Source organism: Paraburkholderia sp. USG1 (genome assembly GCF_031570135.1).
In the GTDB taxonomy this organism is placed as follows: Bacteria; Pseudomonadota; Gammaproteobacteria; order Burkholderiales; family Burkholderiaceae; genus Paraburkholderia; species Paraburkholderia dioscoreae.
Genome location: NZ_JAMWXW010000002.1, coordinates 138,080 through 160,446, shown reverse-complemented (window position 1 = coordinate 160,446; position 22,367 = coordinate 138,080). Strand labels below are relative to the sequence as shown.

Annotated in this window: 21 protein-coding genes; 17 read left to right on the top strand and 4 right to left on the bottom strand. The window is 62.8% G+C overall.

Features of this window, described 5'->3' with window-relative positions; genetic code table 11:
- The first annotated feature begins 48 nt into the window (after positions 1 to 48).
- From NE850_RS03230 to NE850_RS03210, 5 genes are all read left to right on the top strand, one after another.
- Positions 49 to 717 (top strand): haloacid dehalogenase type II, encoded by a 669-nt coding sequence (locus tag NE850_RS03230; protein ID WP_007177689.1) that lies wholly within the window; start codon positions 49 to 51, stop codon positions 715 to 717.
- Positions 714 to 1,988, top strand: coding sequence for an FAD-binding oxidoreductase (locus NE850_RS03225; protein ID WP_007177688.1), 1,275 nt, complete (start codon positions 714 to 716; stop codon positions 1,986 to 1,988). Before NE850_RS03230 ends, NE850_RS03225 begins: the two co-directional genes overlap by 4 nt.
- Positions 1,989 to 2,058: 70 nt before the next feature.
- Positions 2,059 to 3,009: an ABC transporter permease gene (locus NE850_RS03220; RefSeq protein WP_007177687.1), complete on the top strand. Its 951-nt coding sequence runs from the start codon at positions 2,059 to 2,061 to the stop codon at positions 3,007 to 3,009.
- A 3-nt stretch (positions 3,010 to 3,012) separates the two neighbouring features.
- Positions 3,013 to 3,870: an ABC transporter permease gene (locus tag NE850_RS03215; protein ID WP_007177686.1), complete on the top strand. Its 858-nt coding sequence runs from the start codon at positions 3,013 to 3,015 to the stop codon at positions 3,868 to 3,870.
- 8 nt (positions 3,871 to 3,878) lie between these two features.
- Positions 3,879 to 5,525 carry an ABC transporter ATP-binding protein gene (locus NE850_RS03210; RefSeq protein WP_310698490.1) on the top strand — a complete coding sequence of 549 codons (1,647 nt, stop codon included), beginning with the start codon at positions 3,879 to 3,881 and terminating at the stop codon, positions 5,523 to 5,525.
- 69 nt (positions 5,526 to 5,594) lie between these two features.
- Here NE850_RS03210 and NE850_RS03205 read toward each other — a convergent pair whose 3' ends face one another.
- Entirely contained in the window at positions 5,595 to 7,127 is a 1,533-nt protein-coding gene (locus NE850_RS03205; RefSeq protein ID WP_007177684.1) for an ABC transporter substrate-binding protein, read from the bottom strand.
- A gap of 368 nt (positions 7,128 to 7,495) precedes the next feature.
- Here NE850_RS03205 and NE850_RS03200 point away from each other — a divergent pair, with 368 nt between their 5' ends.
- The 12 genes from NE850_RS03200 to NE850_RS03145 all read left to right on the top strand — a co-directional run bounded on the left by NE850_RS03200 (position 7,496) and on the right by NE850_RS03145 (position 19,891).
- Positions 7,496 to 8,827: an FAD-binding oxidoreductase gene (locus NE850_RS03200; RefSeq protein ID WP_007177683.1), complete on the top strand. Its 1,332-nt coding sequence runs from the start codon at positions 7,496 to 7,498 to the stop codon at positions 8,825 to 8,827.
- A gap of 13 nt (positions 8,828 to 8,840) precedes the next feature.
- Positions 8,841 to 8,972: a hypothetical protein gene (locus NE850_RS03195; protein ID WP_268738022.1), complete on the top strand. Its 132-nt coding sequence runs from the start codon at positions 8,841 to 8,843 to the stop codon at positions 8,970 to 8,972.
- Positions 8,973 to 8,988: 16 nt separating this feature from the next.
- A complete protein-coding gene (locus NE850_RS03190) occupies positions 8,989 to 10,353 on the top strand; it encodes an aminotransferase (protein WP_310698435.1) in 1,365 nt (454 codons plus the stop codon).
- A gap of 185 nt (positions 10,354 to 10,538) precedes the next feature.
- Positions 10,539 to 11,381: an aldo/keto reductase gene (locus NE850_RS03185; protein WP_007177681.1), complete on the top strand. Its 843-nt coding sequence runs from the start codon at positions 10,539 to 10,541 to the stop codon at positions 11,379 to 11,381.
- Positions 11,382 to 12,315: 934 nt separating this feature from the next.
- Positions 12,316 to 13,974: a malonate decarboxylase subunit alpha gene (gene mdcA, locus NE850_RS03180; RefSeq protein WP_007177680.1), complete on the top strand. Its 1,659-nt coding sequence runs from the start codon at positions 12,316 to 12,318 to the stop codon at positions 13,972 to 13,974.
- 5 nt (positions 13,975 to 13,979) lie between these two features.
- On the top strand, positions 13,980 to 14,948 hold the full coding sequence (locus NE850_RS03175; protein WP_007177679.1) for a triphosphoribosyl-dephospho-CoA synthase: 969 nt from the start codon (positions 13,980 to 13,982) through the stop codon (positions 14,946 to 14,948).
- A gap of 3 nt (positions 14,949 to 14,951) precedes the next feature.
- A complete protein-coding gene (locus tag NE850_RS03170; RefSeq protein WP_007177678.1) occupies positions 14,952 to 15,245 on the top strand; it encodes a malonate decarboxylase subunit delta in 294 nt (97 codons plus the stop codon).
- Positions 15,242 to 16,108 (top strand): biotin-independent malonate decarboxylase subunit beta, encoded by an 867-nt coding sequence (locus tag NE850_RS03165; RefSeq protein WP_165188627.1) that lies wholly within the window; start codon positions 15,242 to 15,244, stop codon positions 16,106 to 16,108. The genes NE850_RS03170 and NE850_RS03165 overlap by 4 nt, the downstream gene beginning before the upstream one ends.
- On the top strand, positions 16,105 to 16,950 hold the full coding sequence (mdcE, locus tag NE850_RS03160; RefSeq protein ID WP_310698434.1) for a biotin-independent malonate decarboxylase subunit gamma: 846 nt from the start codon (positions 16,105 to 16,107) through the stop codon (positions 16,948 to 16,950). Before NE850_RS03165 ends, mdcE begins: the two co-directional genes overlap by 4 nt.
- A 202-nt stretch (positions 16,951 to 17,152) precedes the next feature.
- Entirely contained in the window at positions 17,153 to 18,109 is a 957-nt protein-coding gene (locus NE850_RS03155) for an AEC family transporter (RefSeq protein ID WP_007177676.1), read from the top strand.
- Positions 18,110 to 18,186: 77 nt separating this feature from the next.
- On the top strand, positions 18,187 to 19,122 hold the full coding sequence (gene mdcH / locus NE850_RS03150; RefSeq protein WP_197740287.1) for a malonate decarboxylase subunit epsilon: 936 nt from the start codon (positions 18,187 to 18,189) through the stop codon (positions 19,120 to 19,122).
- 76 nt (positions 19,123 to 19,198) lie between these two features.
- The gene (locus NE850_RS03145) at positions 19,199 to 19,891 is read left to right on the top strand and encodes a malonate decarboxylase holo-ACP synthase (protein ID WP_007177674.1); all 693 of its coding nucleotides are present in this window, start codon (positions 19,199 to 19,201) and stop codon (positions 19,889 to 19,891) included.
- Between the two features lie 132 nt (positions 19,892 to 20,023).
- Here NE850_RS03145 and NE850_RS39395 read toward each other — a convergent pair whose 3' ends face one another.
- The 3 genes from NE850_RS39395 to NE850_RS03135 all read right to left on the bottom strand — a co-directional run bounded on the left by NE850_RS39395 (position 20,024) and on the right by NE850_RS03135 (position 22,329).
- Complete coding sequence (locus NE850_RS39395; protein ID WP_405044795.1) at positions 20,024 to 20,272, bottom strand: Arm DNA-binding domain-containing protein; 249 nt, start codon at positions 20,270 to 20,272, stop codon at positions 20,024 to 20,026.
- A 19-nt stretch (positions 20,273 to 20,291) separates the two neighbouring features.
- Complete coding sequence (locus NE850_RS03140; RefSeq protein WP_007177673.1) at positions 20,292 to 21,380, bottom strand: fatty acid desaturase; 1,089 nt, start codon at positions 21,378 to 21,380, stop codon at positions 20,292 to 20,294.
- A 160-nt stretch (positions 21,381 to 21,540) separates the two neighbouring features.
- Complete coding sequence (locus NE850_RS03135; protein ID WP_035516707.1) at positions 21,541 to 22,329, bottom strand: CDP-diacylglycerol diphosphatase; 789 nt, start codon at positions 22,327 to 22,329, stop codon at positions 21,541 to 21,543.
- Positions 22,330 to 22,367: the final 38 nt, after the last annotated feature.

Here is a 22,367-nt window from a genome sequence, read left to right as displayed (position 1 = left end):
GCACTTTTCAACCTGACGTGCCCATCTGCACATCACAAGGGACACACCATGTCGTTGTTCAAACCCAGGTACATCACCTTCGACTGCTACGGCACGCTGATCAATTTCGAAATGGCGAACGCCGCGCGCGCGCTTTACGCCGATCGCGTTGCCGCCGAAGACATGAAGGCGTTCACCGATGCGTTCGCCGCGTATCGGCTCGACGAAATCCTCGGCGCATGGAAGCCGTACGAGCAGGTCGTCGACAATGCGATTCGCCGCACCTGTAAGCGCTGCAACGTCGAATACCGGGAAGGCGACGGCAAGTCGATCTACGAACAGGTGCCGACATGGGGCCCGCACCCGGACACCAGCGCCGGCCTCGCGAAAGTCGCAAAGGAATTTCCGCTGGTCGGCCTGAGCAACGCGGCGACCGCGCAGATCCCCCACAACATCGAGCGCATCGGCGTGCCGTTCCATGCCGTCTACACCGCCGAACAGGCGCAGGCCTACAAGCCGCGCATGCAGGCGTTCGAATACATGCTCGATCAACTCGGCTGCGCGCCGCAGGACATTCTTCACGTGTCGTCGAGTTTCCGTTACGACCTGATGACCGCGCACGATCTCGGCATCAAGAACAAGGTGTGGGTCAACCGCGGTCACGAGCCGGCCAATCCGTACTATAACTACACCGAAATCAAGGACATCGGCGGCCTCGCGGCTGTCGTCGGGCTATGAAACTCGAACCGTTCTGGCTGGCCACCGCACCGGCGTTCACTGCGGGCATGAGCGGCGCATTGCCGGCGCGTGCGGACGTGGTCATCGTCGGCGGCGGGTTCACGGGGCTGTCGGCGGCGCTGTCGCTTGCGCGTAAGGGCGTCGACGTGGTGCTGGTCGAAGCGGGGCGCATTCACGGCGAGGCGTCGGGCCGCAATGGCGGGCACTGCAGTCCGGGCACGTCGCAGACGCTACCCGATCTGATCGAGCGTTACGGACTCGACGTCGCGAAGCGCCACTATCAGGTCTATACGGACGCGGTCGATTTTGTCGAAGAGCGGGTTCGCGCCGAACAGATCGATTGCGATTTCGAGCGGCGCGGCAAGCTGAAACTCGCGAGCAAGCCGACGCACGTCGCCGGCCTCCAGCGCAATTACGACGCGCTGAAGAAGCATCTGAGCGCCGACGTCGAGTTGCTGTCGGCGGCGGATGTGCGCAACGAGATCGCCTCGGATGCGTTTCATGGCGGTATGCTCGACGCGCGCGGCGGGCAGATGCACATGGGCAAGTTCGGCACCGGACTCGCGACGGCGGCGGCGCGCCGCGGTGCGCGCATCTTCGAACAGGCGGCGGTCACGCGGCTGACGAATCTCGGCGGCGACCGTCATCGCGTCAGCACCGCGAAAGGCGATATCGAAGCGGACCGCGTGCTGCTCGCGACCGGCTGCTCGAATCACGGACCGTTCGACTGGTGGCAACGGCGGATCGTGCCGGTCGGCAGTTTCGTGATCGTCACGGAGCCGATTCCCGCGCTGCTCGACAAGGCGTTGCCGAATCGCCGCAACTACGTGACAAGCCTGAACTTCGGCAACTACTTCCGCGCGACGGCCGATCACCGGCTCGTGTGGGGTGGCCGGGCGCGCTTCGCACGCAGCAATCCGGCTTCCGACCGGAAGAGCGGGCAGATCCTGAAGTCGATGCTCGACCAACTGATTCCGAGCCTGCGCGACGTGCGCATCGAGTACTGCTGGGGCGGGCTCGTCGAAGCGACGGCGGATCGCCTACCGGCGGCGGGCAAGCACGACGGGCTGTACTACTCGATGGCATACAGCGGCCACGGCACGCAGATGTCGACCTATATGGGCGACGTCATGGCGGATATCGTCACGGGCAACCCACGCGCGAATCCGTGGGCGCGCACCGACTGGAAATCGTTGCCGGGCTATGCGGGACGCGAATGGTTCCTGCCGGTAGTGGGCGCGTATTTCCGCTTCAAGGACGCGGTGTCCTGAGCGCTTCGCATCACGCGGTGCACGGCATTTGCATCAGGCATAGGAAGTTAGGCGAAAGCGAGGATTGCATATGAATCGCGTCGTTGTGCGCATGGTGGGACAGCGCGTCGCTAGCGGCGCGCTGACGCTGTTCCTGGTGTCGGCACTGGTGTTCTTCATGGCGAGCCTGTTGCCCGGCGACGCCGCGCAGATGGCGCTCGGCCAGTACGCGACGCCCGAAACCGTCGCGATGCTGAGAAAGCAGCTCGGCCTTGACGAACCGCTGGTGCTGCGCTTTTTCACGTGGCTCGGCAATCTGGTGAGCGGTGACTTCGGCGTGTCGTATGCGGCGAACGTGCCGGTCAGCAGCATCGTGCTGTCGCGCATTCCGAACACGCTGATGCTCGCGGCCGCCGCGACGGTGGCGTCGGTGCCGGTCGCGCTGGTGCTCGGCATCGTCGCGGCGATGGTGCGCGGCTCGCTGCTTGATCGCGTGATCGGCGTGCTGACGATGTCGGTGGTCGCAGTGCCGGAGTTTCTCCTCGCGACGCTCGCGGTGCTGCTGTTCGCCGTGAAGCTGCATTGGGTGTCGGCGGTGTCGGTGAATGCGGATACGTCGAGCGTCGGCGCGTTCCTGAAGTCGTACAGCCTGCCGGTGCTGGTGCTGTGCTGCGTGGTGGTCGCGCAGATGGCGCGCATGACGCGCGCCGCGCTGATCAACCAGCTCGACGCACCCTATGCGGAGATGGCGGTGCTCAAGGGCTTGCGGCCGTCGCGCACGGTGCTGCGTCACGCGTTGCCGAATGCGGTCGGCCCGATCGTCAACGCAATGGCGCTGAGCCTGTCGTATCTGCTGGGCGGCGTGATCATCGTCGAGGCGATTTTTTCCTATCCGGGCCTTGCGAGCACGCTCGTCGATGCGGTAAGCAATCGCGATCTGCCGATCGTGCAGTTCTGTGTGCTGTTTTTCAGCGCGTGCTACCTGCTGCTGCTCCTGGTCGCCGATATCGTGACGATCGTCTGCAATCCGAAACTGCGCTGATCTATGAAACACATTCTTTATTTTCTGCAGGCCGCCGTGCGATTCTTCGCGTCGCTGACCGTGCTCGGACGCATCGGCTTTTTCGTGTCGTTGCTGTGGATTCTCGTCGCGCTGTTCGGATCGTCGATAGCCCCGCACGCGATGACCGATATGAGCGCGAGCGGCAACGTGTTTGCGTCGGGCAGTCTCGCGTATCCGCTCGGCACCGATTTCCTCGGTCGCGATCTGCTGAGCCGCATTCTCTACGGCGCGCGCTACTCGATCGGCCTCGCGCTCGCCGCGACGCTGATCGCGAGCGTCGGCGGCACGCTGCTCGCGCTGGTGTCGACGGTGATCGGCACATGGTTCGACGAGATCGTGTGCCGCATCGTCGATGCGCTGCTCGTCACGCCGAGCAAGATTCTCGCGCTGCTGGTGATTGCGATCTACGGCTCGGATCTGCGCGTGCTGGTGCTGACTGCGGGCGTGATCTACATGCCGGGCGCGTTCCGCATAGCGCGTTCGCAGGCGGTCAATCTGAACGCGATGGAATACGTGACAGTCGCGCGGCTGAATGGCGAAAGCACGTTCCATATCGCGTGCCGCGAAATCCTGCCGAACATGATCCATCCGATGATGACCGACTTCGGGCTGCGCTTCGTCTACAACGTGCTGATGCTGAGCGGCCTGAGCTTTCTGGGCCTCGGCGTTCAGCCGCCATACGCGGATTGGGGCTCGCTCGTGCGCGAAAACCTGTCGGGGCTGTCGATGGGCGCGGCGGCGGTGATCATGCCGGCGCTCGCGATCGCCTCGCTGACTATCGGCGTGAATCTGCTGATCGACAGTCTTGCGATGCGCGGGCGCCTGCGCACCGGGAGGTAGCCGTGCAAATGAGACGTGTGGTGGAAGTATCGAATCTGAACGTGGTGGCACGCGGCGACGAAGGCGGCGAAGTGCCGATCGTCAAGGACGTCAGCTTCTCGATCGAACCCGGCGAAGTGCTCGCGTTGATCGGCGAATCCGGTTCGGGCAAGACGACGATCGCGCTGACGCTGCTCGGTTACGCGCGGCGCGGCTGCCGGATCGCGGGAGGCCGCGTGAGCGTCGGTGGAACGGACGTGCTGGCGGCATCGCCTGCGGCGTTGCGCGATCTGCGTGGGCGGCGCATCGCCTATGTCGCGCAGAGCGCATCGGCGTCGTTCAATCCTGCGCTGCGCATCATCGATCAGGTGATCGAAGGCGTCTGCGTGCGTCGGCTGATGAGCCGCAGGGACGCCCGCGCGAAGGCTCTCGGGCTGTTCCGTGCGCTCGCGCTGCCGGCGCCCGAGACGATCGGCGATCGCTATCCGCATCAGGTGTCGGGGGGGCAGTTGCAACGGCTGATGGCGGCGATGGCGCTCATGTCGGATCCGGAAGTGGTCGTGTTCGACGAACCGACCACCGCGCTCGACGTGACCACGCAGATCGAAGTGTTGCGCGCGTTCAAGCGCGCGATCAGCGAGTTCAACATCAGCGCGGTGTACGTGTCGCACGATCTCGCAGTGGTCGCGCAGATTGCGGATCGCGTGCTGGTGCTGCGTGACGGCGAGATGCAGGAAGAGGGTGCGCTTGCGCAGATCATCAGTGCGCCCGCGCATCCGTACACGAAGCGGTTGATGGTCGCCGCCGAGCCGGTCTCGCGCCTGACCGATCGCGACGCCGAACAGGCGCACCACCAGCCGCCGTTGCTCGAGATCAGCGATCTCACCGCCGGTTACGGCGACACCGGCCGCGACGGCATGCCCGCGACCCGTGTGCTCGAGGGCATCAATCTGGTGCTACGGCGCGGCACGACACTCGGCGTGATCGGCGAATCGGGGTCGGGCAAATCGACGCTCGCGTATGTGATCGCGGGCCTGCTCGCGCCGGCGCGCGGCAGCATCCGCTTCGCGGGCAAGCCGCTTGCGGGCGCACATGCGAAGCGCGATCGCGATCTGTACCGTCGCATCCAGTTGGTGTTCCAGAACGCTGACAAGGTGCTCAATCCCGCACACGACGTCCAGACCATCCTGTCGCGGCCGCTGAAGCTGTTCGCGCGCTGCGCGCCGAACGAAGTGCCCGCGCGGGTCGCGCGTCTGCTCGATCTCGTGAAGCTGCCGGCGTCGATCGCGCGGCGGCGTCCGCCGGAGCTGTCGGGCGGTCAGAAGCAGCGCATCAATCTCGCGCGCGCGCTCGCCGCTGAGCCGGAGCTGATCATCTGCGACGAAGTGACGTCGGCGCTCGATACAGTGGTCGGCGCGGCGATCCTCGATCTGCTCGTCGAACTGCGGCACGAACTCGATATGTCGTATCTGTTCATCAGCCACGATCTGTCTACCGTGCGAACGACCTGCGACGACATCGCCGTGCTGTTCAAAGGCCAGAAAGTCGATGCCTGCGATCGCGCCGCGCTGTTCAATCAGCCGCGCCACCCGTACACGTCGCTGCTGATCGATTCGGTGCCGGAGATGCGTGCGAACTGGCTGGAAGAGATGGCGTTGCGTCCGAAGGCGGATTGAAGCATTTCATGCGCAATAGGCGAAAAAACCACGATGCTCCGTGGTTTTTCTTGCGTGCGTCGATCGCGATCAGGCGCGCCAGACCGCTTCCGCGAAGCGATATCCCATATTCATGCCGGAAGGATTCGGCTTGTAGCCGCGTACGTTCTTCGACACGCCGTCGAGGATCACGTCGAACACCGGAACGATCGTGCCGGAACTGTCGTGTACGAGCGTCTGCATGTCGCCATAGATCGCCTTGCGCTTGTTGAAGTCGCCTTCCGCACGCGCCGATTCGAGCAACTGATCGAGCTTCGGATCTTTCCAGCGCGCTTCGTTGGTGGGCGACTTCGACGTGTAGAACAGCTCGAAGATCATGCCGACATTCGGCCGGTTCGAAATTGACCCATACGTGATCGGCCGCTTGGTCCAGTACGTCGACCAATAGCCGTCCGTCGGGACTTGCCGCACGACGAAATTGAAGCCCGCCTGCGCGCCGAAACTCTGCATGAACTGCGCGCCTTCGACGGATGTGGCGATGCCCGGCTGGCAAAAGATTTCGATCGACTGACCGGCGAGCCCGCTTTTCCTGACATGAAACTTCGCCTTGTCGAGATCGAATTCGCGTTGCGGCAGACCCGCGAGGAAGTATGGATCCCACGGCGCGACCGGATGATCGTTAGCGATCACGCCATACGTGCGCATCACGTCTTCGACCATGCGTTTGCGGTCCTGCATGTAGCGCACGGCGGCGACAAAATCCTTGTTGCCGGCGATCGGATTGTCCTGGCGCAGGATCAGGTCGGTGTAGATCGCGAGTTTGTTGACCACGAGCTGTACGTTTGCGTTGCCCTTTACCTGCGACGCGTAGGGGTGCTCGACCAGCGAACAGATGTCGACGTCGCCGGCCAGCACGGCGTTCACGCGCGCGGCGTTGTCCGGCACGCCGATGATTTCCACCGAGTCGAGATACGGCAGACCCGATTTCCAGTAGTTCGGATTGCGTTTCGCGGTGAACTTGCCGCCCGGCGTGAACGCACCGAGCATGAACGGGCCGGTGCCGATCGGTTTCAGGAAATCCTTCGCGCCGTTCTTCGTAATCAGGAAATAGCTGCTGCCAAGCACCGACGGCAAATCGAAGTTCGGTTTGTCGATCACGAGTGTCACTTCGTATTGGCCGTTTGCCTTGATTTCCTTGAAGCCGCTCGCGATCGCGAAGGCCTTCGACGTCGTCGCGGGATCCTTATGACGCGCGAGCGAATAGACGACGTCGTCGGCGACGAGTTCTGAGCCATCGTGAAAGTGCACGCCCCGGCGCACCGCGATGTGCCACGTGATGCCGTCGCTGCTCTCGAGCTTTTCCGCGAGCGCGGGGCTCGGCGACAACGAGTCGTTGAACTCCATCAGCGCGTTGAAGATGCAGAACTGCTTGGTCCAGTCGCCGGAATGCGCGCCCTTGGCCGGATCGAGCGTGTCGGATACCGAACCGTTCTGCACCGCCATGCGCACGCTGCCGCCTTTCTTCGGCGCCTCGTCCGCCAGCGCGACGCCCGGAAGGCCGCCAGCGAGGCCCGCTCCCGCGGCCGCGCACATCGAGAGGAAATCTCTTCTACTGGTTTTCATTACGTGTCCTCCGTTCTGTCTGTTGATCGGCGAGATGGCGCGCAGCGAAAAGGGTATCGACCTCGCACGATTCGCTGATGGTGCCGCTCGGCGATTCATTTTATTGACGCGCGTGCGTCCGACCTAATACGCCATTTTTGACTCCCAATCCGTTTTTGATATGAGGTGCGACAAAGCCGGAACGTGGCCAATGTATAGGCGGTTTCGCGCGGCCGGGCACCATATCAAAAAAGCATGTCCCCTCAATACTTGCGAATTTGTCAGCGCCTTTATTGCTTCCTACACTCCGACCTCACTTGCCTGGCCGAGCGGCCGGCGCCACGCGTTCTCATCCGCGTTCATTCTGTTTTCAATCTGGTAGCCCAAACGTGAGACATCCGCTACTCAAAATCGACACTGACGTGTTGCTGCCGACGCATCTCGACGTGGCGGTCATCGGCGGTGGCGCCGCGGGCGTGGCGACTGCCTACGAGCTGCATCGCTTAGGCAAGCGGGCCGCGGTGTTCGAGAAAGGTCGGGTCGCCGCTGAGCAGAGCAGCCGCAACTGGGGCTGGTGCCGCACACTCGGGCGCGATCTGCGCGAGCTCGGCATGGCGAAGCTGAGCGTCGAGAGATGGACGGCGATGTCGCAGGAAATCGGCGCGGATGTCGGCTTCCGTAAGACGGGGATCACGTTCGTCACGCGCAGCGAGGAAGAACTCGCGGGTTGGCAGGCGTGGTTCGACTTCGCGCGGCGTTCGGGCGTCGCGGCGGAAATGCTGTCGCGCGAACAGGCCAACGAGATCTACTCCGGGCAGGGCGCGCCGTGGATCGGCGGCGTGCGCACCGCCGACGATGGCTACGCCGATCCCTCCTGCGCGATTCCGCTGCTCGCGCGGCACGCCGCGTCGCAAGGCGTGCCGATCCTGCAGAACTGCGCAGTCAACGATCTGTACTTCGAAGCCGGCCGCTTCGCTGGCATCCAGACCGAGCGCGGCCTCGTGCGCGCCGACGCGGTGGTAATCGCGGCGGGCGCATGGTCGTCGCTGTTCTGTCTGAAGCAGAAGATCGTGCTGCCGACGCTGAACGTGTATTCGTCGGCGTCGAAAACGCGCAGTGAAATCCGCCTCACGTTCAGGGATCCGCTAAAAACGCCCGACTTCGCATTGCGCGAGCGCGCCGACGGCGGCTACACGCTCGCCAGGAGCGGGCGCGGCACCGTCCACGTGGTACCGAACAGTCTGCGCTACGGCATGCGTTTTAAGGGCCTGTACGCGAGCCGGCGCAACAGCATCAAGGTGCAATTCGGTGGCGAATTCTTCCGGCAGTGGTGGAGCGAATTCAGTTATCTGCATCTCGGGTGCTCGCCGTTCGAGCGCAATCGCATCCTCGATCCCGCGCCGGATCTGTCGCTCGTCCATTCTGCTTATGACGAAGCCGGTAAGATTTTTCCGGAGTTCGATCCATCGAAAGTGGATCTCGCGTGGGGCGGCGCGATCGACAATACGCCCGATGGCATTCCGGTCGTCTCCGAATGCAGTCAGCTGCCGGGCGTGTATCTGTGCACCGGCTTCAGCGGCCACGGTTTCAGCAGTTCGCTCGGCGCGGCACGCATGCTTGCCGAAGCGATCGCGACTGGCCGCACTTCGGACGATCTGAAGCATCTATCTCACCGGCGCTTCATGACCGGCGAAACACTGGCGCCGAACATCATCTATTGATTCGGGAAATGCCATGCAGCAAAGCGCCTTGATCGAAGTGGATCGTCAGCATCTGATCTATCCGGGAATCGGCTATCGCGCGCATGAAGCGTGCGGCGTGACGATCATCGAATCCGGTCATGGCGTGGACACGCCGCTGAAATGAGCAGGAGGATTGCACGATGACATTGCTGGAACAGTTGGATCGGCAGCACTTTTTTCATCCGGGCACGCATGCGTACGATCATGCGACCGGCGCGCTGCCCGGCTTCATCATCGGCGAAGGACGTGGCATCCATCTGACCGACGTCGCCGGGCGTGAGTACATCGACGGTTTCTCTGGACTGTATTGCGTGAACGTCGGTTATGGCCGCGACGAAATCGCCGAACGCATGGCCGCGCAGTGCAAGCGGCTGTCGTATTACCACACGTATGTCGGCAGCGCAAACGAGCCTGTGATCGAACTGTCGCGACGGCTGATCGAGGACTGGGCGCCGCCGGGCATGGTGAAGGTGTTCTACGGCATGTCCGGCTCCGACGCGAACGAAACGCAGATCAAGCTCGTCTGGTACTACAACAACATTCTCGGCCGCAAGAACAAGAAGAAGATCATCGCGCGCGATCGCGCGTATCACGGCTCCGGCATCGTCACTGGCGCGCTGACCGGTCTGCCCGCGTATCACGCGAACTTCGATTCACCGTTCGATCGCGTGGTGCGCGCGATGTGTCCGGATTACTACCGGAACGCCGTGCCTGGCTCAAGCGAAGCGGACTTCACGGCGCACTGCGTCGCCGAACTCGAATCGCTGATCGAGCGCGAGGGCGCCGACACGATCGCCGCGTTCATTGCCGAACCGATGAACGGCACCGGCGGCATCGTTCCGCCGCCCGAAGGTTACTGGCCCGCGGTGCAGGCGCTGCTGCGCCGCCACGACATTCTGCTGATCGCCGACGAAGTCGTCTGCGGCTTTGGACGGCTTGGCGCGCGCACCGGTTGCGAGCGCTTCGGCATCGCGCCCGATCTGCTGACATTCGCCAAAGGGCTGACGAGCGCGTATGCGCCGCTGTCGGCGGTGGTGGTCGGCGAGGCGTTCTGGGACGTGCTGATGAGCGGATCGCGCGAGCACGGCGTGATGGGCCACGGCTGGACGTATTCGGGCCATCCGCTCGGCGCGATCGCCGGGCTCGCCAATCTCGACATCATGGAACGCGAGCGGCTCGTCGACAACGCGGACGACGTCGGTGGCTATCTGCTCGAACGGCTGCGCGCGGCGTTCGGCGCGCATCGCCTGGTCGGCGACATTCGCGGCGTCGGCATGCTGATGGCGATCCAACTGATGCAGGATCCGGCGACGCGCACGCCGTTCCCGCCCGAGCGCCGCATCAACGCGGGCGTGGTGGCGGCCGCGCGCGAGCACGGCTTGCTGATTCGCGCGCTCGGCGCCGACATTGTCGGATTCGCGCCGCCGCTGATCACGACGCGCGAACAGGCCGATGACATCGTCGCGCGTGTGCAGGCCGCTTTCGACGACGCGCTGTCGGGATGACTCTCGATCAGCCATCCGATCCATCGTGGCGGCACGGCGACGTAATTGCCCGCGAATATGCGACGCGGGCCGCGACGTATCCGCCGAGCCGGTCGCGAGGCCCGATGGACGTCTCGCGCGCGGGCGGCGGCGCCGCGAACCGCCGCGAACAATAGGTCTGCGCATCGGTACACGCTGAGGACATCATGAGTAAAACGTACAACGCGACGACGAAACCGCGACAACTCCATCTACCCGCGATCGGGCTGGGAACCTGGCAATCGCAGCACGATGACGGCGTACGCGCGGTGCGCACCGCGATCGAGCAGGGCTACCGGCACATCGACACGGCACCGCGCTATCAGAATGAAACGGCAGTGGGCGAGGGCATCCGCCAAAGCGGCATCGCACGCGACGCGCTGTTCGTGACGACGAAGGTCTGGTGGACTGAGCTACGTGCGCCCGCGTTCCGGCGATCGGTCGAGCGCAGCCTGTCCGACATGAAGCTCGACTACGTCGACCTGCTGCTGATTCACTGGCCAAACCCTGACATCCCTCTTGGAGAAACACTCGGCGCAATGGCGGATGCTCACCGGCAGGGCCTTGCGCGCAACATTGGCGTCGCCAACTTTCCGGTTGAGTGGCTGGAGTGTGCGGTTGCGTTGTCGCCGGTGCCGCTGTCGGTGAACCAATGCGAATACCATCCGTACCTGAACCAGCGGAAGGTGCTGGCGGCGTGCGCAAAGCACGGTCTGTCGTTCGTCGCCCATACGCCGCTTGGCAGCGGCCGGCTTCTCGCCGATCCATTGATCGCGCAGATCGCCGGACGGCACGGAAGGACGCCGTCGCAGGTCCTGTTGCGCTGGCTGATTCAGCAGCCAGGCGTCGCCGCCGTGCCGAAGTCGACCAACCCGCAACGGATAGGCGAGAACATCGACGTGTTCGATTTTTCACTGGATGACGAAGAGATGCGTCGCATCGCGGGGCTTGCAAGACCTGATGGGCGGATAAGCAGCGTCGCATGGGCCCCGGATTGGGATGCCGCGTAAGCGTTGCGATGGCAGCGCTCGAGCGGGATCGGATGCATCGCCCGTGCGTTTTCGGGTGACAAGCGCAGCGCACCCGGAGCTTCGCTTTGAACCTGATGACAGTATCCCCGCGGAAATCGCATCCAGATGCCCAGTTCATGCCGTCCCCGACCTCGACGTCGTGATGCACGGCCGGTCGCGCAAGTGATCACTGGACCGCCGGCTTCGCGGTTGACCAGCATCAACAGTAAGCAGGTACTCACGCCGCGTGCGGCGAAGGATGCAGTTCTTCGCTGCGGATGAGCCGGATCGGATTCTTTGGCGAGCTACGGCACGGCTGCCGCATCTATGCCATCGCCATCGCCATCGCCATCGCATGGCGTTCATTGCTAAAAATGAAATAAAAAAAACACAAAATTAGAATGAATTAAATATCGAAGACGGCAGTGAAATTGTTTGCGAAAAAATAGAGATACAGATTGGGTCTTTATTGGTTTCCGGTAGAGCAGAGACTTCTCAATTTTTCTCGCGTTAGACGTCAAATTGACACGGAAGTCGGGGGAATTTCATGGGCAAGCCATGAGATTTCATTATGTAATCTGGTAATGGATTTCGATATTCATAACCTTTCTTTTCTTTCAATTATTGGGCTCGTAATAATTGAATTTCAAGAAAATATCCGGAATTGACTTGAGTCAATCTCCTGCGCGTCGGCGCGAATACATTCGTGACGAAGGGTGGAACGAAGTTGCACCTGTGTCGCCGGTGCCGACGACGGCAAGCCGGTCTGTTCGACTACAGGCAATCGCGTTTATTGCGCAACCCGCGGTATGGTTGCCGCAGCCGGGGCATCGTCCCCTGAACGTGCGCGTTGCCGGTGCGGCGCAACCGTTCTGTCCTGCACATCTCGCTGCGTGCCTTCGCGCCGGCGAAATCTCCCTTATGAGGATCGACAATGACGGCAAGTGAAGACTTATCCGCGCAGCCACATTCCTGGTTTAGGCTGAGGGACGGCAAGCTGGCTCGGCTCAAGGCGGCGCAGCCTTTCGCAAGTGGCAAGGTGATCGATCGGAGCCGTATTGTCGAGGCCCTGCAAGCCATCATCAAACCCGGCGATCGCGTCGCCCTCGAAGGTGACAACCAGAAGCAGGCTGACTTTCTTTCCCGGGCGCTCGCCGAAGTGGATCCGTCGTTGATCCATGATATCCATCTGCTGATCTCGACCATTAGCCGTGCCGAGCATCTGGACATCTTCGAGAAGGGCATCGCACGCAAGCTCGACTTTTCATATGCAGGGCCGCAGAGCCTGCGCGTCGCGCAATTGCTGGAAGACGGCAAACTGGAGGTCGGCGCGATCTACACGTATATCGAACTCTATGCGCGGATGTTCGTTGATCTGACGCCGAACGTCGCACTCGTCTGCGCGGTCCAGGCCGATCACGAAGGCAATCTGTACACCGGGCCCAACACGGAGGACACACCGACGATCGTCGAGGCAGCCGCGTTCCGTCACGGCGTGGTGATCGCCCAGGTCAACGAGATCGTCGACACACTCCCGCGCGTCGACATCCCGGCGTCATGGGTCGATTTCGTCGTCGAGGCTGATCGGCCGTTCGCGATCGAACCGCTCTTCACGCGCGACCCACGGCATATCGACGAGCTGCAGATTCTGATGGCAATGATGGTGATTCGCGGAATCTACGAGCGGCACGGCGTGAGCGCATTGAATCACGGCATTGGCTTCGACACGGCCGCCGTCGAGCTTCTGTTGCCCACCTATGGAGAATCGCTCGGCCTGAAGGGAAAGATCTGCCGCAACTGGGCGCTCAATCCTCATCCGACGTTGATTCCCGCGATCGAAAGTGGCTGGGTTGAGAGTATCCATTCGTTTGGCAGCGAGGTCGGCATGGAGGAATACATTCGTGCCCGCTCCGATATCTACTTCGTGGGCCACGACGGCAGCCTGCGCTCGAACCGGGTGTTATGCCAGCTCGCCGGCCAGTACGGCGTAGACCTATTCATCGGCTCCACGCTGCAGATGGACGCCGACGCCAATTCGTCGACCGTCACGCTCGGGCGGCTTGCCGGGTTCGGCGGCGCGCCGAACATGGGACATGACCCCCACGGCCGACGTCATAGCAGCAAGCCGTGGCTCGACATGATCACCTCGCAGGCTCCGATCGTGCGCGGCCACAAGCTCGTCGTGCAGACGGTCGAAACGTTCAGACCCGGTGGAGTACCGTCGTTCGTCGAGCGCCTCGACGCGATCGAGGTGGGCAGGCGCAGCGGTATGGCCGTGGCGCCCGTGATGATCTACGGTGACGATGTTACGCATGTCGTGACCGAAGAGGGGATTGCTTACGTTTACAAGGTGCAGGGCGAGGAACGGCGCGCCGCCATCGCCGCCGTCGCCGGCGCGACGGATATCGGCCGCAGTGCCGAGCCGGGCCGCACTGCGGAGCTGCGCAGCCGCGGAATCGTCGCTTATCCGGAGGATCTCGGCGTCAGGCGCATTGATGCGAAGCGCTCGCTACTTGCCGCACGCAGCATCGAAGATCTGGTGGCCTGGTCCGGAGGGCTCTATGCTCCGCCCGCACGCTTTCGCAGCTGGTGATCGCCATGGACTTCGGCACTTACCAGCAGGAACCGATGACTGGCACCCACGCTTCAGGATACGAGGGACTTTCCGGTACGGCGGGCCTTGCCCGCTTGCGGCGCCCACACGAGGAGGCGAATGTAGATCTGGCGTGTCAACTGGCCGATGCGGCCGTGCAGGCGCTGCTCGACGAAGCGGATCTGACACCCAAGCCAGCGCTCGTGGATCGCAGGGGCCGCGGCGCCCATGCCGACCTCGATCTCTCCGTCATGCGGCGCTCGGCTTGCTCGTTGCGCCCGGGCTTTACCGCAATGGCACACGCAGCGGCTTCGAGCCCGTCGAATCGCCATCTGCGTGAAACGCTCGGACGGATCGGCCGCGAGGCGGAACAGACGATGCTGACGGTCACGGACGGCAGCAATGCGCACCGCGGTGCGATCTGGGTGGTCGGGCTGCTAGTGGCGGGGACGGCGCGCGTGCGGGAGCGCAGTGCAGATGTCATTGCCGCGGAGGCTGCGGGCATCGCGCGCCATCGGGACCGTTTCGTGCCCGCAGTAGTGTCCAACGGCCAGCATGTCAGCCGCCGCTATGGCGTGCGAGGGGCGCGCGGCGAGGCCGAGGACGGTTTTCCGCACGTCGTTTCGGTCGCATTGCCGGCGCTTCGAGCAGCCCGGTGCGAGGGGCGCAGCGAAGACGCGGCGCGGCTCGATGCGCTCCTGTCGATCATGGCCTCGCTCGACGATACGTGCCTGTTGCATCGCGGCGGCATCGAGGCGCTGTCCGTCGCCAAGCGCGGTGCGAGTGAAGTCATGGCCGCTGGCGGCAGCGGAACGTCCGCCGGGCTGCGTCGGCTGGCGGCGCTCGATGCCGATCTGCTCACACGCAACGCGTCGCCTGGCGGAGCAGCCGATCTGCTCGCAGCCGCGCTGTTTCTTGACCATATCGAACGGGATGACCGCTTGTCAATTCCCGTTCAACCAAGGAGTCGATGATCAATGGAAACTCTTCGATATGAATATCCGGTTTCGAAGCCGGTCAAGCGTCGCGTCCACGTGGGCGTGGTCGGCTCGGGCGATCTTGAAGTGCTGATCGAGCCGGTAGACGGCGATACGGCGCAGGTGGTGATCAATACCAGCGTGGACGGATTCGGGCGGGTGTGGAAGACCGTCGTCGACCGTTTTTTCACGCGTTTTGATGGCCGTGTGGCGATTGAAATCAACGATTTCGGCGCGACACCGGGTGTCGTATTGCTGCGCCTGGAACAGGCTGTCGAGGAGTTGGGGCAATGAATGCACAGACTGATTGGAAAGGCTTTCTGGCGCGCAGAAGTTTCATCGAACTCGATGCGCGCGAGCGGACGATAGCGCTGCTGGACGCCGGCTCATTCCGGGAGATCGTCGGTCCGTTCGATCGGCTTAAATCGCCTTGGCTGCCGATGCAGGGCATCGTGGCACAGGCAGACGACGGCGTTGTGATTGCGCGCGGAACGATCGACGGCGAGCCGGCCGTGGTTGCCGCGATCGAGAGCGCATACCAGGGCGGCAGTATGGGCGAGGTGTCGGGCGCGAAGATCGCGGGGGCGCTGGAGCTGGCACTGCGCGATAACGAGAACGGCATCCGGACCCGTGCGGTGCTGCTGTTGGAAACCGGTGGCGTGCGTCTGCAGGAGGCCAACCTCGGACTTGCAGCCATCGCTGAAATTCACGCGGCGATCGTCGCGTTGCGGCGCCACGTGCCGGTGGTGGGCGTGATCGGCGGAATGGTCGGCTGTTTCGGCGGAATGTCGCTTGCCGCCGCGCTGTGCAGCTATCTGATCGTTACACGCGAGGCGCGTCTCGGCATGAACGGTCCCGAGGTGATCGAGCAGGAAGCGGGCATCGAGGAAATCGATTCGTCCGACAGGGCGTTGATCTGGAGTCTGATCGGCGGCGAGCAGCGGACGCGGCTCGGCATGGTCGATGCGCTCGTCGAAGACGATGCCACGCAGATAGCGAAGCAGGTCCGCACGACGTTCGCGTTAGGTATTCCCAAGGCGTATCGCTGCGAAGCACTGGATACCTACCTGACGCGCATCGGCGAAGTGGACACCAGCAAACAGCTTACAGGCGTCCAGCTTGCGACGCTTTGGGGAAACAAAGGAGATTCGAAATGAGCGATGCTCTCACGATACCCACCGGTCCTCATGCGAGCCGCGGGCGCGTATGGTTGCATGCGTTGACGGAGCGGGAGGAGCAGGGATTCGGCCAGAGCCACTCGGTGTTGTTCGCCGATGCGCCGCTCGGCGATATTGACGCACGCTTTATCGCCGTGGTGCCTGACCCGGCTAACAGGTTTCCCCGTGCGCGCCAGGGTGAGGTCGGACTTGAGCAGGGCTGGGCGCTGGCAAACATCGTTCGGCAGACGATCGACGCGCATCGCGGCGGCGACGAGCGGCGCCGTCCCATCGTCGCAGTGGTCGATGTCGTCGGCCAGGCTTATGGGCGGCGTGAGGAACTGATGGGCATTCACCTGGCCTGTGCCGCGGCGGCCAACGCTTATGCGCAGGCCCGGCTGGCGGGTCACCCGGTCATCGCGCTGATTGTCGGGCACGCAATGTCGGGCGCCTTTCTCGCGCACGGCTACCAGGCGAACCGCATCGTCGCGCTGGATGCGCCCGACGTGCTGATCCACGCAATGGGACAGGCCGCTGCCGCGCGCATCACACGCCGCACGGTCGAACAGCTTGCCGAACTGGGTAATCGCATCCCGCCGATGTCGTACGACATCCGTAACTACGCGAAGCTTGGGCTGCTCGACAGCCTGATCGAGGGCGTCGATGCGGACGCGCCGGATGCTGCCGCTGTGCAACAGGTGCGCAAGGTGCTGGCCGGCACGCTTGACTCGATCCGGCAGGATGGCGTGCGCGATCTGTCGGCCCGCTACCGCTCGAAGGAGGCACAGACGACACGTGCGGCCTCGATCGAAGTACGCAAGCGCCTCGCGGAGCAATGGTAATGGCGACAAGGCAAGGACGCAGGCCAGGGGCCGGCTCGGGAGGCCGCAGGGGCGGCTTTTCCGCTTGAGCCCGGGTTTGCGGCCGGTTCCAGCCGATCAGCAATGCAGGCGTGGCCGGAGCACGAAGGTGGTGAGCGACGCCTGTCGGGGCATGCTGTTTTGAGTCTCGCCATATATAACCAGGATCCACCGAGAGAAGAGCATGTTCAACCTTATCGTTACCGCGCTGTTGCCGGTCTTTCTGGTACTCGCACTGGGCTATTTCGCCGGCAGGCGCAAGCTCGTCGACAACCAGAATGTGTCGAGTCTCAATGTCCTGCTCATGCAGTTCGCGTTGCCGCTCACCTTGTTCATCTCGATTGCGAAGACGCCGCAGTCGGTCATCATGCAGAATGGTCAACTGGCGCTTCTGCTCACGCTGGGCCTCGTCATCGTGTATGCGATCGTCGGGTGGATGCACCGGAAGATATTCGGCCTGTCGCTGTCCGACACGGCGGTGCAGACGCTGACGATCGCGTTCCCGAATTTCGCATCGATCGGCTTGCCGCTGGTGCTGCCCATCTTCGGGCAACAGGCGGCACTGTCGGTTGCAATCGCGATCGCAGTCGGCTCGGTCACCATTTCGCCAATGACGCTTGCGTTGCTCGATCTGGACAAGGCGCGCCAGACGGACGCTGGCCAGTCGGTATCTGCGGCACGCCAGTTCCTGATCGCGCTCGGGCATTCGGTGCGCAAGCCCATCTTCGTGGGGCCGATGCTGGGACTCATTGTCGCGCTGCTCGGTATCAAGCTCCCGGCGATCGTCGGCACGGCATTGGGGCCGATCACGGCGGCCACGGCCGGCATCGGCCTGTTCCTGACCGGCCTGATGCTGTCCGCCCAGGCGATCAAGATCGACGCCGATGTCACCTTCGGCACGGCGGTCAAGAACATCGTGCAGCCTCTGCTGGTTTTCGGACTGGCGAGACTCTTTCACTTTCCCGCAACGATTGCCGGTCAGGCAGCACTGTTGACCGCGATTCCGGCGGGATTCTTCGGACTGGTGTTCGGCGCGAGCAGTGGGGTCCGGCCGCCCGTCGCGGGCGCAACGTTGCTCGTTTCTTCGATCTCCAGCGTTGTCACGCTGTCGATTGCGATCTGGCTGCTTGCGCCGAAATAACCTTGAGGCATTCGTATGCAAGGGAACCCCCGGCAGGGATACTGGATGAGCAACGTCCGACCCAACAGGAACGAATCATGATGAACATTGCATTTCTCTTTCCTGGGCAAGGGGCGCAAACGCCGGGATTTCTGCACCGGTTGCCGACGCACCCCGCTATCGCAGCGACGCTTGACGAAGCAGGCGCCGTGCTCGGCATGGATGCGCGCACGCTGGATACCGAGGCGGCGCTCACTTCGACGGTCGCGGTTCAGCTGTCGGGGCTGATCTCGGGCATCGCGGTGATGCGTGCGCTGAATGCGGAGGGAGTCGAAGCCGATGCGGTCGCCGGGTTATCGAGCGGCGCCTACGCTGCTGCGGTCGCGTGCGGAGCGCTGGATTTCGCAACGGCGCTACCGCTTCTCAAGTTGCGAGCAGAATTGATGGAGAGCGCCTATCCGCATGGCTTCGGGCTGGCGGCACTGGTCGGGCTGGACGAAGCCCGCGTTGTACGCCTGATCGACGAAATCGACACCGGCGGACAGCCGCTCTATATCGCAAACCTGAATGCGCCGACACAGATCGTGCTGGCCGGCAGCGACGCGGCACTCGAAGTGGGTATCGAGGCGGCGAAGCACGCCGGGGCGAGAAAGGCCCAGAAAATGGCCGTCAGTGTGCCATCTCACTGCGCGCTGATGGACGATGTCGCGGCCAGGCTCAGCGAAGCGGTGGCCCGCGTCGAGATTGCGCGGCCGCGGATCCCCTACGTCGGGAATGTCGGTGCGCGCGTGTTGAGAGAGCCGCAGGACATCGGACGTGACCTGTCGACCAACGTGGCTCATACGGTGCGCTGGTACGATTCGATGACGGTTCTGTATGAAATGGGTGTGCGCTATTTCTTCGAATCGCCGCCGGGGACGGTGTTGACCGGGTTGATTCACGAGTCCTTCGACGACGTGAAGGCACGTAGCCTGACCGATACGCCCATCGAGACGATTGTCTATCTGGCAAGACGTGCCCGGTCGCAGGAATGATCGCAACCTTCCTCCCGAGACCGTATGACATTGGCATGATGGTACGCAGCGCCAGGCCGTCGGACAGAGCGTGGCAATGAGTAGATCCTTTCTCGTTCACGACCTCCTGCGGTTGCGTCTACCGGGGAAGTGGGAGGGGGCGCCGTCCTGGGTGGTGGAGTCTCTGGAACGGGCGCCATTTGCGGTCGTGCGTCGTGCATCACCGGAGGGCTGCAAGATACCGGTTGGGGTCCGGGGGCGCTCCCGCAACGAGCGTTATGCCATTTGGCTGGAGCACGATGCGATCATTGCGACGATCCGTCCAGAGTATCTTTTACGGGCTGCGCCGCTCGCGCGGATCACTTGCGTTCCTGCGTTCCAACTGCTCGACCGGCTCAAACCGGTTCTTGCTGGTCTGGGCCTGGATTGGGGGCCTACCGGCAGCGTGGGGTTCGAACTGGCAAGCGGCATCCCGACCGCGACAGCAAGTAGCGACCTTGACATCATGATTCGCAGCGACAGGCGATTACCCGTAGGGCTGGCGGTGGAGCTAGACCGTGCGATCGGGGAGCAGGCGCGCTGCGCGGGTTGTCGGATCGATGTCCTGGTCGAGGTTCCGCGCGGGGCGGTATCTCTCGCGGAATACGCGCGGCGCAAAGTCGTCATGTTACGAACTTCGGTCGGGCCGTGTCTGACACATGATCCGTGGGCGGTAACCATCGATGCCTGGTCCACCAGACCTCACCGAATGGTCGTCGGTCAGAATGAAATGAACGCGTCCCACCCGTGAACGAGCGAGCCGAGGACAGTGGATCCTCACGGGCCAACGGCATCGGTGTGCCAAGGTGGAAAATCACGTAGCGTGTAACGAACCGCGTGGCTTGACCGTGATAGCAGGCTGTCCACTTTGCGCGGTTGTCATTCAGCCATTCCTCACAGATAGGCCAAAGCGTGTTCTTGTGGTGGACGATGGTCTGTTGCTGGAGTTGTTTTTCATGCGCCCTCGGGTGGACTCCGACCTCACTAGCCTGGCGGCATTGCTTCGCAGTTCTCGTGCGTCATGAAGCGATAAGCCTGGGAAGCGCCCGAGAGTGTACGCACAGGTCTTGCCGTCAAGTCGGTAGTCGAATTTCCACGTCTTCGTACCCTTGATCGATACGAATAAATACATCGAATCGCGGTCGGTGAGCCTATAAGGCTTCGATTGCGGTTTCGCGTTCAGCAGGAGCGGATAGGTGAGCTTCATGGCGAGCTTCGTCACGGACAACTACCATGAAATTTACCTGCAATTTACCTGCAAAACCGACGGAAGCAGGCGGACTTTCCGGGAACTGGCCGGAGCCAGCATCGGCCGCCGGATGGGCAACAACAGCGATTCCATAGCGCCTGAACCATTCACCGTAACCCTTTACCAGAAAGCCTCCGGAGCGCTTGATGTATTGCTGGCGCGAGGTTACATAAACCTTCCGTAGTGCAAACCAGGGGACATGAGGCAAGTCGTGATGAACGAGGTGATAGTTGTTGTTCAGAAACAGCAGGCGCCAGAACCACGCCGCTTCATTGATGACGCTGCGTTGCTCGTGCGCCTGCGCCGCGCGATGCTCCTGAAACGAGCGGACCGAACCCAGCGACAGCGAACCATAACCCACCCCGACAATAAAAACCCACGCCGGGATTGCGCAAACCTGTTGCAACCAGGCCGTAAGCGCGGCGAGTGCGGCAAAGTGCGCAAGCCACACCGGGACATCGCGCCAATTACCGTCTTTGATTCGACGCAGTGCATCCACTCCGGTCGCGGCAATCGCGAACGCCGGCCCGACCAGCAGGCGGCCCACAAACGTATTGCGGAAGATCAGCAGCGCGCGAATCGCCCAGCCCGCGCGTCGCCACGCGAACTCGCTGACGAAGTAACTCTCCGGGTCGCGCTCGGGATGCGTGAGATGCGGATCGTCGTGATGCTGAAGATGCGAATCGCGATAGACGCCGTACGGAAAGCACACGGCGAGCGGCGCGAAACCGAGCAGCGCGTTGATGAACGGCGAATGCGTAGGATGACCGTGCAGCAGTTCATGTTGCAGCGACATGTACCACGTCCCGAGCAAAGCCAGCAGAAGCATAGTGACGGGTAAACCCAAGCCGCGCGCATGCATCGCCACGCTGAACCATCCACCGTAGATCGCCGCTATTAGTGCCCAGGTTGGCCACTGCGTGCGCCATGTCCAGCTTGCGGCCAGGCGGGAGAGTGCGTTGCGTTGCGTGTCGTCGAGGTAAATCGCCATGAACGGGATCGGTCGGAATGCAGGTTCAGACCGATACTACGGACCCACGCGTCTTGCCAGAACCAATTTGTTCAGTAATGCATCTGCCAAAACGTGCATAGCCGGGCCAGCTTGCGCCGAAGCGCGGCGGCTGGCCTCGGCGGTCAGGCGTTCATTGTGCTCAATGTGTATCCGCCACGCGGCAGGCGTGATCGAGCAGGCCTTCTGCCGAGCCGCTGCCGTTGTCAACGTCGATCCCGCTGTTCACGACCAGCCAGCCGTCCTGTTCCGCTGACGGTCCCGCGCCCGTGACAAGAATAGTTTGCGTGGCCATTGTCCCTTCGCCCCGATTGTCCTGCGCGACGATGCGAAACGGATTGTCCGCCTGGGTGAGCGCGGTCACCCGCATGATGCGGTAACGGTTGCCGTCGAGCGTAGCCCAACGCCATTTGCCGGGTGTGTCTTTCGCGTGCTGCGCGAGTGCTTCACTGATATCGCCGCGCATGCAATCGATATGGATATGCAACTGGTTTTGCGAGCGGCGGTACTGCGAGTTGATCTCCAGGCCGAGTTGATTGTCCGGCAGCGTACGCTTGACCGATTTCTCGACGTAGGTCCGCGCGTTCCAGGCATCGACCCAGTAACCCTGCGCATGCGGTGCGAGCACGAGCGGGCTTTCGATTCCGGTGATGCGATCGGTCGGAATCAGCAGATGCTGCGACCGTCCGACGATATCCTTCAGGATAGCGTAGCGTTTATCGAGGTCGACGGTCGTGCATTGGCCCGGCGTGCCGGTGGCCTGTTGCGACGGCACACAGCGCAGGTCGACGATTTTCCACAGCGCATTCGAGTCGACCGTGGCGAGGCGCGCGCACGCACCGGCGGCCAACGCGATGGCTAACGTCACCGCGATTCGCGCGCCGCGACGCAGGAGGGCCCGCTGCGGGTAAGCGGGCATTGGTGTTTTCATCGGCGGCTGGGTTGGGTTTTTCAACGGAGTTATGAAGG